Genomic DNA, 16,193 nt, shown 5'->3' on the forward strand with positions numbered 1-16,193 from the left:
CGCCGCTTTGGAGCGGACAGGATAAACCTGCCAGCGCCACCCGAAGCGCCTCGGGCAGGAGTGGAACACCATCATGCGTATGGCTGCGGGGCAATTTGCCGTCTCTGCCGATTGGGAAGATAATCTGGCGCGGGCGACTGCGCTTATTGGGCAGGCGCGCTCCGAGGGCGCGAGGCTGCTCGTGCTTCCGGAGGGTATTCTCGCCCGGGATGCGCAGGATCCCGATCATGTGCTGCGCACGGCGCAGCCTCTGGATGGTCCCTTCATAACCCGGCTCTGCGCAGCGGCGCAGGGGATCATGGTCGCCTTTTGCGTCAATGTGCCGGACGGTGAGGGACGATTTTTCAACACGCTTGTCGTGGCGCAGGACGGGCAGCGTCTGGCCTGCTATCGCAAGCTGCATCTTTACGATGCCTTTGCGATGCAGGAATCCCGACTGATCGCGCCGGGTCATGACCTGCCACCCGTTCTTACGCTCGACGGTGTGAGGATCGGCTTCATGACCTGTTACGACGTGCGCTTCCCGGAGGTGGCGCGGTCTCTCGCGCTGCAAGGGGCCGAGGTGATTGTGGTGCCGGCCGCCTGGTTGAAAGGCCCCGGCAAGGAGCGGCACTGGGAAATCATGCTGGCTGCCCGCGCGCTGGAAAATACCTGCTACGTGATCGGGGCGGGGGAATGCGGGACGCAGAATATCGGCAACAGCCTGATGATCGATCCGCTTGGCACCGTGATTGCCGCGAAGGGGTATGCAGCGGGGCTGATCTCTGCCGTATTCGATCCGGCGCATCTGGGCCAGACCCGGCAGGCTCTGCCTGTTTTGCAAAACCGCCGGTTTGCGCCGCCTGTCCTTATTACGCCCTGACTGCCTATGCTCGGGGCACAATTTGACTTCACGCTTATATTTCACGAAGCGGTGACCTCGCGTTGGCTTGAGCCCTGATGCGAGGCAAACCATGCTCTTATCACCCTGAGTGTGAGACATCACAGAAAATGTGTTTTGTGGGGTCGCACAGGTCTGGCGATGCAGTGCCTGCGGCTTCTATGACAGGCAGGAAAAACTGCCGCCTTGTCTGGAAGGGTCGGTATCATGACGGGTTCGAAGGCAGCACCTCCTTTTCGCGAGCGCTATGGCAATTTCATCGGCGGGAAGTGGCGTGAGCCGGTTGCCGGGCAATATGTCGATAATCATTCCCCCGTTGATGGGCGGGTGCTGTGTCAGGTCCCGCATTCCACCCCCGCCGATATCGAACTGGCCCTGGATGCTGCCCATGAGGCGCGTGAAGCCTGGGGCAAGACCTCGGTGGCCGATCGTGCGCTGCTTCTGCTCAAGGCAGCGGATCGCATGGAGGCAAATCTCGACCTGATTGCGCGTGCCGAGACTTGGGATAATGGCAAGCCCATCCGCGAGACGCTGAATGCCGATATCCCGCTTGCCATCGATCACTTCCGCTATTTTGCCGGCTGTATCCGCGCGCAGGAGGGAAGCCTTGGCGAGATCAATGACAGCACGGTAGCCTATCACTTTCATGAGCCTCTGGGTGTGGTCGCGCAGATCATCCCGTGGAATTTCCCGATCCTGATGGCGGCCTGGAAGCTCGCCCCCGCGCTTGCTGCCGGCAATTGCGTGGTCATGAAGCCGGCCCAGACAACGCCCGCCAGTATTCTGGTCGTGCTCGATATCATCGGCGATCTGTTTCCGCCCGGTGTGCTGAATATCGTCAATGGTACGGGACGCGATGTGGGAGATGCGCTGGCCAAGAGCCCGCGCATTGCCAAGGTGGCCTTTACCGGCTCGACCGGCGTGGGCAAGACCATCGCCCATGCAGCCGCCGAAAGCCTGATTCCGGCAACGCTGGAACTGGGCGGCAAGTCGCCCAATATCTTCTTCGCCGATGTGATGGACCGCGATGACGGGTTCCTGGACAAGGCGATTGAGGGGTTTGCCATGTTCGCGCTCAATCAGGGGCAGATCTGTTCCTGCCCGAGCCGCGCTCTGGTGCATGAGTCCATCTATGAGCGCTTCATAGAGAAGGTGTTGCCGCGTGTGCGCGCCATCAAGCAGGGAGATCCGCTCGACCCGTCAACGATGATGGGGGCTCAGAACTCACAGATGCAGCAGGACAAGATCCTGTCCTATATTGCCATCGGCAAGGAGGAGGGCGCGCAGCTGCTGACAGGCGGTCACGAGGCGCAGTTGGGGAGCGATCTGAAGGACGGTTTCTACATCGAGCCGACCGTGTTTCGCGGCAATAACAAGATGCGCATTTTCCAGGAAGAGATTTTCGGCCCGGTTCTGGCCGTGACGACCTTCAAGACCGAGGAAGAAGCCCTGGCTATTGCCAATGACACGGAATTCGGTCTGGGTGCGGGCGTATGGAGCCGTGACGCGAATATCTGCTACCGCATGGGGCGCGGTATTCAGGCGGGGCGTGTGTGGATCAATTGCTACCACGCCTATCCTGCCCATGCGGCCTTCGGTGGCTACAAGAAATCCGGCATCGGCCGCGAGACGCATAAAATGCTGCTCGACCACTACCAGCAAACAAAAAACCTGCTGGTCAGCTACAGCGAAACGAAACTCGGTTTTTTTTGAAGTAGGAGGGAAGGGGCTTCCGCCCCTTTCCGGGGGGCGGAGCAATGCCCCGCCAGGGCACGGGGCATATAAACCCCGCGCCCGACCGCCTTACTTAGACGTGTCGTTATAAAATGCCGAAACGTCATGCGTGAGCGCAGCGCGGCTGGCTGGGCGGGTATAGAGCATATGCCCGCCTTCATAGAGATGTAGCGCAATGCGATCGGCCCCGACCGGGATATGGTCCTTGGTCCAGCGCGTGGTGCCGAACGGGCAGGCCATATCGAAATAGCCATTGGCGATGAAGATATGCAGGCTGGGGTCAAGCGCCAGCATCTTGCGCAGAATACCGACCTGATCGGTCAGCTGTGAGCCGGAGCTGGTGAATTTCCAGGCGCCGTTCACTTCCATGCTCAGCAGATCATAGGTGAGGTCGGTCTTGTAGCCGAGTTCATTGGCCAGATAGCCGCTATAGGCATTGCCATAGGCACGACCGAAGCCGGACAGCGTCATTTCCGGGCTCTGACCGTTCTCGATGCCATCGGCATAAGGGTCAGGGATCGACTGGGTGAAGTCGTAAATGCCATACAGGCGGCCATCGCGGCTGCGCACGTCATGCGCGAACGGGTTAGGCTCGCCCATTTCCTTGGTGATGACATCCACCGGCAGGCCCGTGCGGGCGGCGAGATCGGTATAGAATTTCTTCGCGTCATCTCCCTTCGGCGGGGCATTGGCGATGGTGGTCAGATACGGGCCGAGCGCATAGTGATAGGCCTCATCCACCGCCTGCGGCGTCAGCTTGCCGGTTTGGGACAGATGCGAGGCGATAAAGGTGGGCAGCGCCATGGCCGAGGCCATCGGGTTATTCGTGTTGTCCAGGAACTGCATCTGGATGGCGGGTGAGATCATCACGATGCCATTGACGATGAGGTTCTGCTGCTGCTGTAAGGCATCGGCTACCTGTGCCGAGCGAATGCCGCCATAGCTCTCGCCCACCAGATAATGCGGCGAGCCCTGACGCCCGTTTTCACCCACCCAGAGCGCAATGGCCTTGGCGAAAGCCTCGCCATCCTTGGTCACGCTATAGAACTGCTCGGCGGCCTTTTTTGGGTCGGTCGGCTGCGAATACCCCGTGCCCACGGCATCGATGAACACCATGTCGGTGGCAGGCAGCCAGCTATCCGGGTTGTCGGCCAGATGGGCGCGCGCACCATCTTCCGGGTGATCCGCCGGGAATTGCAGCACGCGCGGGCCAGCCGCACCGAGATTCAGATAGGCCGTGCCGGCGCCGGGGCCGCCATTGAAGAAGAACGACACCGGGCGCGTCTGGGCATTCGCCCCGTCCTTCGTATAGGCCACATAGAAGACCTTGGCGGAGGGCTTGCCCTCCTTGTCACGCAGCGTGACCGTGCCCGCATGGGCGGTATAGGCAATGCTCTGCCCGCCTGCGGTCAGGTGATGCTTGGTGATGGAATCCGCAGGCAGCAGCGCGGCCAATCCCTCCTTCGGCGCCTCGCTCTTGGCAGGCTCAGCCGCGTAGGCGGCGGGGAGAAGGGGCAGGGCGAGGCAGGCCGAAGCCAGCAACGCCGCAACAAGAGTCTTGCGCGACATGCAAAGTCCTTTCGAGTTTGGAACAGTATAACAATCTCGGAAGGGGGTGCAATGAGGAGAGGCTTCAGGGCGCTGCCCTGAAACCCGCCAAAGGGCCGTCGCCCTTTGGAAACCCGTTCCACGCATGATCTTGGGAAGTTAGTTGTCGCCTCTCGGTGGTAATCTGTGGCCTATAAAAGCCTCCCCTATCGCGGACACGACCACCCCACCCACCTACCAGCAAGTTGGTCTGATTGTGGGCGGGTGAGTCGTTCATTGAGAGCCGGAAAACCGGACACTCTCACTCTTAGATTGATCGCCTGTAGGACTCCAGACTTGCCGCATTTTCAAGGTCGGTTTTGTATTGTCGCATCAATTCGAGCACTTCTGTGACTAGAGTGCTAAAATCGGCTCCACTGAGAATGAGGTACTCGCCGTGTGCGATGGCATTGCGTTGCTCTACAAGCTTTTTGTCGATCAGATTGAAGCGAGTATCGTACGGCGTAGTGTCTATAGCCAAAGAATTCGCAATGTTGCAGAAAACTTTTGAGGACAGGTTCGATTGGGTGTCAACTGCTGATGCCAAGTCAAGCTTGGCGGTATTATAGATTTCTTTAATAAGAAATTCAAAAGCATCAATATTGGAAACTGATTTCTTTGAGTTTACGAGGGTAGTCAGGCGACTCTTAAGTCCGAACACTGCGAAGCAGGTTTTTAGATCTCGGTAAGAGAGGTTTTTGTGGTCCACATATTTGATATATATTTCGGACGATTTTTTGATAAATCCCTCCCAGTGCGCATAGGTAAGCGCAACACCTGCACGAATAAAAGGCTTATTTTCTGGACTATTTCTCCGGGAGGCAACTTTGAACACTCCGATTTCCTTTACCCTCCAACTCATTTCTTTGTCGAGGGCATCCTGGAATTGACCCAAAGTCCTCACATCCGCCATGTCTGTTAGGGCTTCATAAGATCGGCTGCGATAGGGAGCAATTTAGACAGCCTGGTGGTACCCCGGACTCCTGCACCAGAATTCTGGGTAAAGGCAGGGTTTTTCCACAAACACTGAGCTTTTTCTTGAATGAAGCTTTTTTGGCGATCTTGTTGCATTGACTCGATTGCCGCCAAGTTGCGCGAGACGCCAGTGGACATTACTTCGTAGACGGACATCAAAAACATGCCTTTGAAGGCGTTCCCATCCCATTTCTTGAAGGCTGCAGTGCCGAGGGCGTTATTGAGAATCTTGAAGGTTCGCTCGAAGACCAAGCCCTCCGATATCATATCGAATTTAGGATCGCTGGCGAGAGTCATGAGAGCTTCATCAAGGTACTCGTGAACGTCAAGCCCGGGTTGATATGCAACATTTCTAAATGCCAAAAATCGTAGAGCAAGCTCAACACCCTCTTGAGCATCTAGCGCTACAGGAGTCTGAGACGTAGCGTTCTTGAAATCCTGATTGTTAGACTGTGCTATGATCCAATCATAGAACGATCTATTAATTGATACGGCTATGCTATTGCGCACTTCTTGCTCTGATAGCTTGGCACCCCCAGTATTTAATCTTTGGAACAGTTCGAATTTAGCTGACACATCGCTCTCAGCCTTCAGGATTTCAACGCGGATTCTGGAGCGTTTTATTTCAATCTGCAGGGCTTGGCCTAAACCATCTCCGGCACCCTGAGCGGATTCGTTCCAGCGTTTGCCATCAAGGCTAGGAAGAAATCGGGTGCCATTCAGGACCAATGCGCCGAGTTCTTGGGCGCGAACTCCCTGGAGATCTCCAGTTAGTTGTAGAATAGTCGAAACCCTTTGTAAGCCATCCACTAGTTCCCATATCCCATCCTTGTCTTGGTAGACGAAAATAGGAGGAATCGGGATGCCGAGAATAACAGACTCTATGAATCGCGTCTTGCGCTCATCACCCCAGCGAAAGAGGCGTTGAAAAACTGGATCTATGACGAGTTCCTTGTCTCGGTAAAGATTGACCACTTCACCTAGTGACATCTCATACCCGTCAGTAACGACTCTTTTTCTGGCTTTCCCTATTTCATCTGCCAGTGTCATGCACATTCCCGCTTTCGAAGATCCATAAGAGCCTAAAGTGGCACATCCTATGTTGATCGCTCAACGGAAATGTTGGAGGAAAAGGAGAAATCGTGTTTATCTCAAAATATTCTCATATCATTACTCAATGACTGTATGGGGCGTATTGCGCTCTTTACATGCCTTTAATGAAAGGCAGGGTATTCTTTATGTGAGCTGAAAGACGACCATACTGTTTCCCTTCGAAAAGGAGATTCACAGTTGCGCTAATCCTAGCGGGATGAAAGGGGCTTCCGCCCCTTTCCGGGGGGCGGGGCAGAGCCCCGCTTTCCCTTACTTCCCCTTCAAATTCGGTGTCAGCATGGTGCGCGGGTCGACCAGGCGGTCGAAATCGGCCTCGCTGACGGCATTCAGGGCTAGGGCGGCCTCTTTCAGCGTGCAGTCATGATCCATGGCGTGATGCGCGACCTTCGAGGCCGTGTCGTAGCCGATGGTGGGGGCGAGGGCCGTTACCAGCATGACGGATTCTGCCACATAGCGCTCGATGCGGGCGAGGTTCGGCTTGGTGCCTTCAATCAGGAAGGTGCGGAAGTTCTCGCTGCCGTCATGCAACAGGGTGATGCTCTGCATGATGTTCTGAATGATGAGCGGCTTGTAGACGTTCATTTCCAGCAGGCCACCGGCGCCGCCGAACCCAACCGCCACGTCATTGGCCATCACCTGCACGGCCAGCATGGCCAGTGCCTCGGCCTGGGTCGGGTTGACCTTGCCAGGCATGATGGACGAGCCGGGTTCGTTCTCGGGCAGATGCAGCTCGGCGAAGCCCGCGCGCGGGCCGCAGGAGAGCAGGCGGATATCGTTCGCGATCTTGTAAAGCGCGCCTGCCGTGGTGCGCAGCGCGCCAGAGAAATGCACGAGCGCATCATGCGCGCCTTGCAGGGCGAACTTGTTCTCGCCGCTGATGAAGGCCGCATCGCTCAGGCGGGCGATTTCGGCGCAGGCGCGACCGGCAAAGGGGGCGTCGGTGTTAATACCTGTTCCAAGCGCTGTGCCGCCAAGGGCGAGGGGGTAGAGACCCTTCTCGGCTTCCTGAATACGGGCGATATTCTCGCGCAGCATTCCGGCATAGCCGTGGAACTCCTGCCCCAGCGTGACCGGCACGGCATCCTGCATATGGGTGCGGCCAATCTTGACGATGTCCTTCCACTCTTCGGCCTTGGCCTCGATGGATTCCGCCAGACGGGTCAGGGCAGGGATCAGCCTGCGACGGCTGCCCAGCACCACCGCCACATGCATGGCGGTGGGGAAATTGTCGTTGGAGGACTGCGACATGTTGACGTGGTCGTTGGGATGAACCGGGCGCTTGCTGCCCAGAGCCTCGCCGGAAAGCTGGCAGGCGCGGTTCGAGATAACCTCGTTGATGTTCATGTTGAACTGGGTGCCTGAGCCGGTCATCCAGACATGAAGCGGGAACATGTCAGCGTGCTGACCGGCAAGGATTTCATCGCAGACTGTGGTGATCAGCTTGTACTGCGTCTCACCCAGACGGCCGCTCTGATGATTGGCACTCGCGCAGGCACGCTTGACGATGGCATAGGCCTCGATCATCTCGCGCGGCATCAGCTCGCGGCCGATGCTGAAATAGTGAAGCGAGCGCTGCGTTTGCGCGCCCCAGAGCTTGTCGGCCTGGATTTCGATTTCGCCGAGGCCGTCGCTCTCGATCCGTGTATCGCTCATGTCAGATCTTCTCATAAGTACAATAATCGGGCGTCCAGACGATGGACTGGATGCGCTCATGCAGTTCATCGTCGCTGAACGCATGACATACGCCATCTTCGCGCGCCTGTCTGGCCGCGGCTTCCGCCACGGCAAGGGCGACCTTGCGCAATTGCGTGACCGGGGGCAGCAGATTGCCATCCGGGTTGCTGCGCAGCGGCGAGAGCGAGGCAAGGCCGCGCGCGGCAGCCATGAACATGGAGTCCGTCACGCGGGTGGCGCCGGTGGCAAGCAGGCAGAGCCCCAGACCGGGGAAGATATAGGCGTTATTGGTCTGGTCCACCCGGTGGGTACGGCCATGCAGGTCCAGCGGGGGGAAGGGGCTGCCCGTGCTGACCAATGCGCGCTCATCCGACCAGGTCATGATGTCCTCGGGCGTCGCTTCGGAATGTGAGGTGGGATTAGAGAGCGGGAAGATGATCGGGCGTTTACAGTTCTTGGCCATCTCCCGCACGATTTTCTCGCTGAAGAGCCCTTTCACACCGGACACGCCAATCAAGATACTCGCTTTGGTCTCACGCATGACGCTCTCGAAATCGGTCGCGCGATCCTTCCAGTCCTTCCGGGCAAAGAGCGCCTGACCCTCATTCAGCCCTTCGCGTCCATCCAGCAGCAATCCATCCTGATCAAGCATGTAAAAGCGTGAGAGAGCCTCTTCCTCACCGGCGCCCTCATCAAGCATGACCTGAAGCAGGAGCCGCGCAATGCCGACGCCAGCCGAGCCGGCACCCAGCATGACGATCGTTTCGTCCTTGAGCTTCCCGTCATGGGCAGCATTGGCGCTTAGAATGGCGGCAGTGGTGACGGCGGCTGTTCCCTGAATATCGTCATTGAACGTGCAAAGCCGGTCGCGATAACGCTCCAGAATGGGCGCGGCATTCGCCCCGCTGAAATCTTCCCAATGCAGCACGACATGGGGCCAGCGTGTCTGGACGGCGGTGACGAAACGCTCGATGAACGCGTCGTATTCCGCACCACGAACGCGCTCATGACGCCAGCCGATATAGGCCGGATTTTGCAACAGGTCCTGGTTGTTGGTGCCGGTATCGAGCACGATCGGCAGGGTGTGATCGGGTGAGATCCCCGCACAGGTCGTGTAAAGCGAAAGCTTGCCGATGGGGATGCCCATACCGCCCGCGCCCTGATCCCCGAGGCCAAGAATACGCTCGCCATCGGTTACGACGATCACGCGCACATCGTCATAGGCGGGGTTGGCAAGCACGTCTTCCAGAGAGTCGCGCTCCGGATAACTCAGGAAGAGGCCGCGCGGGCGACGCCAGATCTCGGAAAAACGCTGGCAGGCCTCGCCGACGGTGGGCGTGTAGACCAGAGGCAGCATGGCGTCGATCTTGCGGGTGAGCAGGGCATAGAACAATGTTTCATTTGTGTCCTGCAATTCCCGCAGATGCACATGGCGTGCAAAGGGCGAGGGAAGGGCATCAAGGAATTTCAGCGCCGCCTCAACCTGTTGGTCGAGGGTCTGTATGGCTCGCGGCAGGAGGCCATGAAGCTCGAACGCGTCGCGCTCTTCGGCAGAAAACGCCAGTCCTTTATTGAGAAAAGGATGGTCGAGCAGATCCTGCCCGGTCAGGGCAACGGATAGCGACTTGTTCATGAATGGTCTCCCGGCAGGGTTATGCACACATTCGTGCCAGTCATCCTGGGCGGGGAGTGAAACACAAGCCCAACCGACGCGCGAGCCCCCCTGACCCGGATGTGACCAACCCGGATGTGATCACGGCCGTTAACGCCTGAGGCGGGGCGCGGGATTTGCATCAGCCATGATCGGTATGTGCCGCACGCTGCCCGGCCAGATCGAAAATGCGCGTCATGGCACGCCACTTTGTTCCTTCCGGCGTGCCGGGCAGGTGGCGCTGATAGCGGTCCATTTCCGCCTCCCACTTCCGTACGATAGGGGGAATGACGTCCGGCCCGGAATGGTCGCTCTCGATTTCCGCAATCATGAAAAGGCGGTCCGCGCAGCGCCAGATCTCCATGGCCGCAATGCCGCGATCACGCATATCGGCAAGAATTTCCGGCCAGACCGCGCCTGGGGCATGCCGAGCCTCGTATTCGGCAATCAGCCTTGAATCGGACACGAGGTCCAGTGCGAAGCAGCGGCGTTCAAGGGGCATATCGAGTCTCTCCGGGAGGGTTGCTCTCGGTTATGTGTCATATCACGCCAAGATAACAATGTTAGTGAGACAATCAACAAAGAATAACAGCGAGTCGTCAGTGCGGCTCTTGTGGAGTTCGATGTGACCAAAATTACCTCACTCACCGTCAGGGACATCCGTTTTCCGACCTCAGCCGGTCTTCACGGGTCGGATGCCATGAATCCCGATCCCGATTACTCCGCTGCCTATGTGACTCTGGGCACCGACCGTCCCGATCTTGCTGGCTATGGGCTGACCTTCACCATCGGGCGGGGCAACGATCTGTGCTGCGCGGCCATCAGGGCCCTGGCGCCTCTGGTGATCGGGCTGGAGCTGGAGGCGATCAAACGCGATGCAGCTGCCTTCTGGCGCCATGTAACCTCCGACAGCCAGCTACGGTGGGTCGGGCCTGATAAAGGGATCATGCATCTCGCTACAGGCGCGGTGGTCAACGCGGTATGGGACCTCTGGGCGCGTGACGAAGGCAAGCCGCTCTGGGCCCTGATCGCGGACATGACCCCCGAGCAACTGCTGAGCACTATCGACTTTCGCTATCTCACGGATGTGGTGACCCGGCAGGAGGCGCTCGCTTTGCTGCAGCAGCGGGCGAGAGGGAAAGAGGCACGTCGCACGACACTGATGCAGGGCGGTTACCCCTGTTACACCACCTCGGCCGGATGGCTCGGTTATGACGATGAGCGGCTGCGAACGCTCTGCCAGCAGGCCATGGCGGAGGGATTTTCTCACATCAAGCTCAAGGTCGGGCGGGATCTGCAGGACGATATCCGGCGCGTCACCATCGCGCGTGAGGTGATCGGTCCCGAGCGCCAGCTGATGCTCGATGCCAACCAGGTATGGGAAGTCGACGATGCCATCGCCTGGATGAAGCATCTCGCTTTTGCCAGACCCTGGTTCATCGAGGAGCCAACGAGTCCGGATGATGTTCTGGGTCACGCCAAGATCAGGCGCGGACTGGACGGTATCGCGGTGGCGACGGGCGAGATGTGCCAGAATCGTATTGTGTTCAAACAGTTCATGGAAGCCGGGGCGATCGACGTGGTGCAGATCGATGCCTGCCGCGTCGGCGGGGTCAACGAGGTTCTGGCCATCCTGCTTCTGGCCGCGAAATTCGATCTGCCAGTCTGCCCGCATGCAGGCGGGGTGGGGCTGTGCGAATATGTGCAGCATCTGGCGATGGTCGATTTTCTCTGTTTCTCGGGCACGACGGAAGGGCGGGTGGCCGAGTTCGTCGATCATCTGCACGAGCATTTCGTCACGCCTTGCGTGGTGCGAGGGGGCGCTTATCGCGCGCCAGCGGCGCCGGGATATTCCATCGAGATGCATGCGGAGAGTCTCGCTGCCCATGAATTCGACGCTTGTGTTTCCGCGCAGGGAGGGCGGCCATGAATCTCGATCTGCTGGGCAAGACTTTCCTCGTCACGGGCGGGGGGCAGGGTATCGGCGGGGCGATCACCCATTCTCTTGCCAAGGAGGGGGCTTGCGTTGCCATCATCGCCCGGCGCCCTCCCAGCGCCGGGCTGACAGAGACGCTCCAGGCGATGGGCGCGCGTTATCTCTACGTCCCTTGCGAGCTGCGCGATGATCAGGCCTGCCATGATGCCGTGGCCCATGTGCTTCATGAGTGCGGGGCCATTCACGGGCTCGTCAATAATGCCGGTGCCAATGACAGCGTGGGGCTTGAGGCCAGCACGGCAGAGTTCCTGCGCTCCGTCCAGAACAATCTGGGGCATTATTTCTCGATGGCGCATCATGCTCTGCCTGCGCTCAGAGCGACGCGCGGGGCTATTGTGAATATCTCCTCCAAGACTGCGGTGACAGGGCAGGGCAACACAAGTGGTTATGTGGCTGCCAAGGGTGCGCAGCTTGCGCTGACACGCGAATGGGCCGTGGCCCTGCGTGAGGACGGTATTCGTGTGAATGCCGTCATCCCGGCAGAGGTCATGACGCCCCTTTACGAGAACTGGCTTGCCCAGTGCGATGACCCGCAGACCCGCAAACAGGAAATCGAGGCACGCATCCCGCTTGGCAGGCGTTTCACCGAACCCGAGGAGATAGCGGACACGGTCGTGTTTCTCCTTTCTGAGCGCGCCGCGCACACCACGGGCCAGTTCCTGTTTGTGGATGGGGGCTATGTGCATCTCGATCGGGCGATCGATTGAGTTCTGGCAACGTCCCGCTAGCGGGGAGGACCCTTCTTCATGACCACCAAGCCGCATAACGGCCAATCCCCAACGCCCCCGTCATCCACAAGCCAGACGCCAGCCAGCCAGAACGCCTATCGTGTTGCTATCGCCTTTGTGGTGCTGCTGTTTTTCCTCTGGGGAATGGCGAATAATCTCAATGACATTCTGATTGCCCAGTTCAAGAAAGCCTTCGCCCTGTCTGATTTCGGCACGAGCTTCGTGCAGCAGGTTTTTTATTTCGGCTACTTCCTGTTCTCGCTTCCCGCCGCGCTGCTCATGCAGGGGCGCGGCTACAAGAGCGCCATCATGACCGGGCTGGGATGCTATGGCATCGGCGCGCTCTTGTTCTATCCTGCAGCAGAATTCGGGCGGTATGAGTTTTTCCTCGTCGCCCTGTTCATCATTGCCGGGGGCCTCGCCTTTCTGGAGACGGCCGCCAATCCGCTCATGACCGAGATAGGCGATCCTGCAGGCGCGGCACGGCGCCTCAACTGGGCACAGGTTGCCAATCCGATCGGCACACTCTTTGGCATTCTGGTCGGAAAATATTTCATTCTCTCCGGCAGGACGCTCGACCCGACAGATCCCGGTTTGACCGAGGCTGCCAAAGCCCTGTTTTACCGGCAGGAGATTCTTTCGGTACGCGGCCCCTATATCGCACTGGGCCTGGTCGTGCTGGGGCTGGCTGTGCTGGCGGCGTTCATACGCTTTCCTCAGGGGCAGCATCATGCGGGAGAGGCGCCGGAGATGAGGCATTTCTGGGGTCTGTTCCGGCGCGCAAGACTCCGCTTTGCCGTGATTGCACAGTTTTTCTATGTGGGCGCGCAGATCGGTGTCTGGAGCTACACCATCCGCTATGCCGAGGCGAACGCCCATATGAACGAGGCCGCAGGGGCCAATGCGTTGCTGATCAGCCTTGTGCTGTTCGCGCTCGGGCGCTTTTGCGGCACATCGCTCATGGCGCGCATCAGACCCAATACGATGCTGACATCATTTTCGGCGATGAGCCTGCTACTTGTCTTCTGCGCTTCGGCCCTTTCGGGACATGCCGGGCTCTATTGCCTCGTTCTGGCGAGTTTTTTCCTCTCCATCCAGTTCCCGACGATCTTCGCGCTCGGGGTGGAGGGGCTGGGGCGGGAGCGTCGGCTCGGCGCATCGCTCATCATCATGGCCATTATTGGCGGCGCATTTCTGACCGGGCTGATGGGGCATGTTTCCGATCTGCTGGGCATACGTCTCGCCATGCTCGTGCCGTGCCTGTGCTTTGCCGTGGTCCTGTCCTTCAGCCTGTACGTTCGGAAGGCCGACGTCAGAAGCGCTCACGAACCAACCCTCTGACTTAGGGAGACCCTCATGAAACTCGCCAGACTCGGCCCGATCGGGCAGGAAAAACCAGCGCTCATCGACAGCCACGGGCTTGCGCGCGATCTGTCCTCGATCACGCCAGATATTTCGGGTGAGGCCCTGGCAAACGGGCTGACAGCGCGTCTTTCCACCATCGATCCGGCCTCTCTTCCCCTTATTCCTGAGGGAACGCGCATCGGAGCCGCGATATCGGGTGTGGGGAAGTTCATCTGTGTCGGGCTCAACTATCGCGACCACGCCGAAGAATCCGGGATCGCCCCGCCCGATGAACCGGTGCTGTTCATGAAGGCGACGAGCGCGCTTTGCGGCCCGAATGACGCCATCATCATCCCGCTCGGTGCGCAGAAAACCGACTGGGAGGTCGAACTTGGTGTGGTGATCGGCCAGACGGCGCGCCACGTGCCGGTCGAGACGGCGCTCGATCATGTGGCGGGCTATATGGTGATCAATGATCTGTCTGAGCGTGCCTTCCAGCTCGAGCGGGGCGGTCAGTGGGTCAAGGGCAAGAGCTGCGATACTTTCGGCCCGGTCGGGCCCTGGCTCGTCACGACCGATGAAATTCCCGACCCGCAGGCGCTCTCGCTCTGGCTGGAGGTCAACGGGACGCGTCATCAGAACGGGCACACACGCAACATGGTGTTCGATGTGGCTTATCTGGTGAGCTATATCAGCCGGTTCATGACCCTCTGCCCCGGCGATATCATCTCGACCGGTACGCCAGCCGGTGTGGGGCTGGGGTTCAACCCTCCCGTATACCTCAAGCCGGGTGACCGTATGGTGCTTGGTATCGAGAGCGATACAGGCGTGTCGCTCGGGCGTCAGACACAGACCTGTCGGGCCTATGAATCATGAGCCGCCTCGCAGGAAAACGCGCGATCGTTACAGGAGCGGCGCAGGGTATCGGTCGCGCCGCAGCGGAACTCTTTGCTCGTGAAGGGGCCGTTGTTTTCGCGGTAGACAGAAACGGTGAGGCGCTGGCCTCCCTCGCTTCCTGCCAGCCGATCGTGCTCGATCTGCTGCAAGCAGAGGCGATCGCGACAGGCCTGAGCGCGGTCGGGGCGGTCGATATCCTGTTCAACTGCGCGGGGTACGTCGACTCCGGCACGGTGCTCGACACGAGCGATGAAGGGTATCGCCTGTCCTTCGCGCTCAACGTCCACGCCATGGTCGATGTCATTCGCGCCGTTATGCCCCGGATGCTGGAAAATGGCGGATCGATCATCAACATGGCCTCGGTCGCGAGCTCTGTCATCGGCGTGCCCAATCGTTTTGCCTACGGTGCTTCCAAGGCCGCCGTGATCGGGCTGAGCAAATCCATCGCTGTGGATTACGTGTCGCGCGGGATACGCTGCAATGTCATCTGTCCCGGAACAGTGCAATCACCCTCTCTCGATGAGCGGCTTGTCGCGACAGGCGATGCAGAGGCTGCGCGCAAAGCGTTCATCGGTCGTCAGCCAATGGGGCGTATCGGCACAGCGGAGGAAATAGCCGAACTTGCACTCTATCTCGCGAGTGATGCCTCCGCCTACACCACGGGCAGTGTACATGTGATCGATGGGGGCTGGACCGCAGCATGAGCGCGATCGCGCATGGGGAGATTCCTGGTTCGGTCCCGATCAGGCGCGACATTGTCGACGCGCATCAGCATGTATGGTCCCTTTCCAATCCCTTCCATCACTGGCCCGGCGCAGGACAGGGGACGCTCTATCGCGATTATGGCGTGCAGGACTGGGCATCGGTTGCGGAACCGTCGGGCGTTACGTGCAGTGTTCTGGTGCAGGCACAGGAAGACTGGCGTGAAACACTCTGGTTGCTCTCTCTTGCGGCGCATACGCCGACGATTGCCGGGGTGGTTGTCTGGGTCGATCTGGCTGATGCGGAAGCACCGGCGCGCATTGCATGGCTGGCGGCTCAGCCGAAGCTCAAAGGGGTGCGCCCCATGTTGCAGGACATGGCAGATGAGGATTGGCTTTTGTCGTCAGATCTGCGCCCAGCCCTGAACGCCCTCTGCGGTCACGGGCTGCGTCTGGACGCCCTTATCCGCCCGAGACATCTGGATATGCTGCAGCGCTTTCGTCGTGAATGGCCCACATTGAGCCTGGTGATCGATCACGGGGCGAAGCCTGACATGACAGGGAGCGGCTTCGCTTTCTGGCGGGATGCAATGGCGCGGCTCTCGGACCTGGGTGTGGCCTGCAAGCTCTCGGGACTCCACACGGAACTTCCGCCAGGGAGTGATGATTCACGTCTTGCGCCGTTCATCGAGACGCTTTTGACCCTCTTCCCCGATCGTCTTCTCTGGGGCAGCGACTGGCCAGTATGCCTCCTCGCGGGCAAAACCTATGGCGAGACCCTCGCTCATGCGCGCGCCATCGTGGGCAGGCTGGCTCCGGTGCGAGCGGGATCGATCTTTTCTGAAGCAGCTCGGCGCTTCTATGGGCTCGATGGGCCGGGAATTCTGCCCGGCTTCATCAGGATGTGAGCCCG

General features: G+C 59.2%; 14 protein-coding genes. 8 read left to right on the top strand and 6 right to left on the bottom strand.

The window, feature by feature from the left end:
* Nucleotides 1-73 precede the first annotated feature (73 nt).
* Together C0V97_RS11340 and C0V97_RS11345 are read left to right on the top strand one after the other, a co-directional pair.
* Complete coding sequence (locus C0V97_RS11340) at nucleotides 74-862, top strand: deaminated glutathione amidase (protein ID WP_127102705.1); 789 nt, start codon at nucleotides 74-76, stop codon at nucleotides 860-862.
* Nucleotides 863-1,087: 225 nt separating this feature from the next.
* Nucleotides 1,088-2,593: an aldehyde dehydrogenase family protein gene (locus C0V97_RS11345; RefSeq protein WP_127102706.1), complete on the top strand. Its 1,506-nt coding sequence runs from the start codon at nucleotides 1,088-1,090 to the stop codon at nucleotides 2,591-2,593.
* Between the two features lie 90 nt (nucleotides 2,594-2,683).
* On the opposite strand, the gene C0V97_RS11350 is transcribed toward C0V97_RS11345, so the two are convergent.
* The 6 genes from C0V97_RS11350 to C0V97_RS11375 all read right to left on the bottom strand — a co-directional run bounded on the left by C0V97_RS11350 (nucleotide 2,684) and on the right by C0V97_RS11375 (nucleotide 10,116).
* Nucleotides 2,684-4,183, bottom strand: a complete 1,500-nt coding sequence (locus tag C0V97_RS11350; RefSeq protein WP_127102707.1) for a S10 family peptidase — start codon at nucleotides 4,181-4,183, stop codon at nucleotides 2,684-2,686.
* Between the two features lie 286 nt (nucleotides 4,184-4,469).
* Nucleotides 4,470-5,114: an MAE_28990/MAE_18760 family HEPN-like nuclease gene (locus tag C0V97_RS11355; protein WP_127102708.1), complete on the bottom strand. Its 645-nt coding sequence runs from the start codon at nucleotides 5,112-5,114 to the stop codon at nucleotides 4,470-4,472.
* A 5-nt stretch (nucleotides 5,115-5,119) separates the two neighbouring features.
* Nucleotides 5,120-6,226, bottom strand: coding sequence for a DUF262 domain-containing protein (locus C0V97_RS11360; protein WP_127102709.1), 1,107 nt, complete (start codon nucleotides 6,224-6,226; stop codon nucleotides 5,120-5,122).
* 312 nt (nucleotides 6,227-6,538) lie between these two features.
* Nucleotides 6,539-7,942, bottom strand: coding sequence for a lyase family protein (locus tag C0V97_RS11365; RefSeq protein WP_127102710.1), 1,404 nt, complete (start codon nucleotides 7,940-7,942; stop codon nucleotides 6,539-6,541).
* 1 nt (nucleotide 7,943) lies between these two features.
* The gene (locus C0V97_RS11370) at nucleotides 7,944-9,596 is read right to left on the bottom strand and encodes an NAD-dependent malic enzyme (protein ID WP_127102711.1); all 1,653 of its coding nucleotides are present in this window, start codon (nucleotides 9,594-9,596) and stop codon (nucleotides 7,944-7,946) included.
* Between the two features lie 160 nt (nucleotides 9,597-9,756).
* On the bottom strand, nucleotides 9,757-10,116 hold the full coding sequence (locus C0V97_RS11375; protein ID WP_127102712.1) for an L-rhamnose mutarotase: 360 nt from the start codon (nucleotides 10,114-10,116) through the stop codon (nucleotides 9,757-9,759).
* Between the two features lie 123 nt (nucleotides 10,117-10,239).
* Here C0V97_RS11375 and C0V97_RS11380 point away from each other — a divergent pair, with 123 nt between their 5' ends.
* From C0V97_RS11380 to C0V97_RS11405, 6 genes are read left to right on the top strand one after another with little or no spacing between them, the layout of a single operon-like run.
* Nucleotides 10,240-11,544 carry an L-fuconate dehydratase gene (locus tag C0V97_RS11380; RefSeq protein ID WP_127102713.1) on the top strand — a complete coding sequence of 435 codons (1,305 nt, stop codon included), beginning with the start codon at nucleotides 10,240-10,242 and terminating at the stop codon, nucleotides 11,542-11,544.
* Entirely contained in the window at nucleotides 11,541-12,317 is a 777-nt protein-coding gene (locus C0V97_RS11385; RefSeq protein WP_127102714.1) for an SDR family oxidoreductase, read from the top strand. Before C0V97_RS11380 ends, C0V97_RS11385 begins: the two co-directional genes overlap by 4 nt.
* Before the next feature lie 39 nt (nucleotides 12,318-12,356).
* The gene (gene fucP / locus C0V97_RS11390; protein WP_127102715.1) at nucleotides 12,357-13,679 is read left to right on the top strand and encodes an L-fucose:H+ symporter permease; all 1,323 of its coding nucleotides are present in this window, start codon (nucleotides 12,357-12,359) and stop codon (nucleotides 13,677-13,679) included.
* Between the two features lie 15 nt (nucleotides 13,680-13,694).
* Nucleotides 13,695-14,558 carry a fumarylacetoacetate hydrolase family protein gene (locus C0V97_RS11395; RefSeq protein WP_127102716.1) on the top strand — a complete coding sequence of 288 codons (864 nt, stop codon included), beginning with the start codon at nucleotides 13,695-13,697 and terminating at the stop codon, nucleotides 14,556-14,558.
* On the top strand, nucleotides 14,555-15,283 hold the full coding sequence (locus C0V97_RS11400) for an SDR family oxidoreductase (protein ID WP_127102717.1): 729 nt from the start codon (nucleotides 14,555-14,557) through the stop codon (nucleotides 15,281-15,283). The genes C0V97_RS11395 and C0V97_RS11400 overlap by 4 nt, the downstream gene beginning before the upstream one ends.
* On the top strand, nucleotides 15,280-16,188 hold the full coding sequence (locus C0V97_RS11405) for an amidohydrolase (protein ID WP_127102718.1): 909 nt from the start codon (nucleotides 15,280-15,282) through the stop codon (nucleotides 16,186-16,188). Before C0V97_RS11400 ends, C0V97_RS11405 begins: the two co-directional genes overlap by 4 nt.
* The last annotated feature ends 5 nt before the right edge of the window (nucleotides 16,189-16,193 follow it).

Source organism: Asaia sp. W19, assembly GCF_003994335.1.
Taxonomy (GTDB): domain Bacteria; phylum Pseudomonadota; class Alphaproteobacteria; order Acetobacterales; family Acetobacteraceae; genus Asaia.

Coding starts and splice junctions, on each gene's coding strand:
- C0V97_RS11340 (WP_127102705.1), top strand. CDS start 74: ATGCGTATGGCTGCGGGGCAATTTGCCGTCTCTGCCGATTGGGAAGAT.
- C0V97_RS11345 (WP_127102706.1), top strand. CDS start 1,088: ATGACGGGTTCGAAGGCAGCACCTCCTTTTCGCGAGCGCTATGGCAAT.
- C0V97_RS11350 (WP_127102707.1), bottom strand. CDS start 4,183: ATGTCGCGCAAGACTCTTGTTGCGGCGTTGCTGGCTTCGGCCTGCCTC.
- C0V97_RS11355 (WP_127102708.1), bottom strand. CDS start 5,114: ATGGCGGATGTGAGGACTTTGGGTCAATTCCAGGATGCCCTCGACAAA.
- C0V97_RS11360 (WP_127102709.1), bottom strand. CDS start 6,226: ATGACACTGGCAGATGAAATAGGGAAAGCCAGAAAAAGAGTCGTTACT.
- C0V97_RS11365 (WP_127102710.1), bottom strand. CDS start 7,942: ATGAGCGATACACGGATCGAGAGCGACGGCCTCGGCGAAATCGAAATC.
- C0V97_RS11370 (WP_127102711.1), bottom strand. CDS start 9,596: ATGAACAAGTCGCTATCCGTTGCCCTGACCGGGCAGGATCTGCTCGAC.
- C0V97_RS11375 (WP_127102712.1), bottom strand. CDS start 10,116: ATGCCCCTTGAACGCCGCTGCTTCGCACTGGACCTCGTGTCCGATTCA.
- C0V97_RS11385 (WP_127102714.1), top strand. CDS start 11,541: ATGAATCTCGATCTGCTGGGCAAGACTTTCCTCGTCACGGGCGGGGGG.
- fucP (WP_127102715.1), top strand. CDS start 12,357: ATGACCACCAAGCCGCATAACGGCCAATCCCCAACGCCCCCGTCATCC.
- C0V97_RS11395 (WP_127102716.1), top strand. CDS start 13,695: ATGAAACTCGCCAGACTCGGCCCGATCGGGCAGGAAAAACCAGCGCTC.
- C0V97_RS11400 (WP_127102717.1), top strand. CDS start 14,555: ATGAGCCGCCTCGCAGGAAAACGCGCGATCGTTACAGGAGCGGCGCAG.
- C0V97_RS11405 (WP_127102718.1), top strand. CDS start 15,280: ATGAGCGCGATCGCGCATGGGGAGATTCCTGGTTCGGTCCCGATCAGG.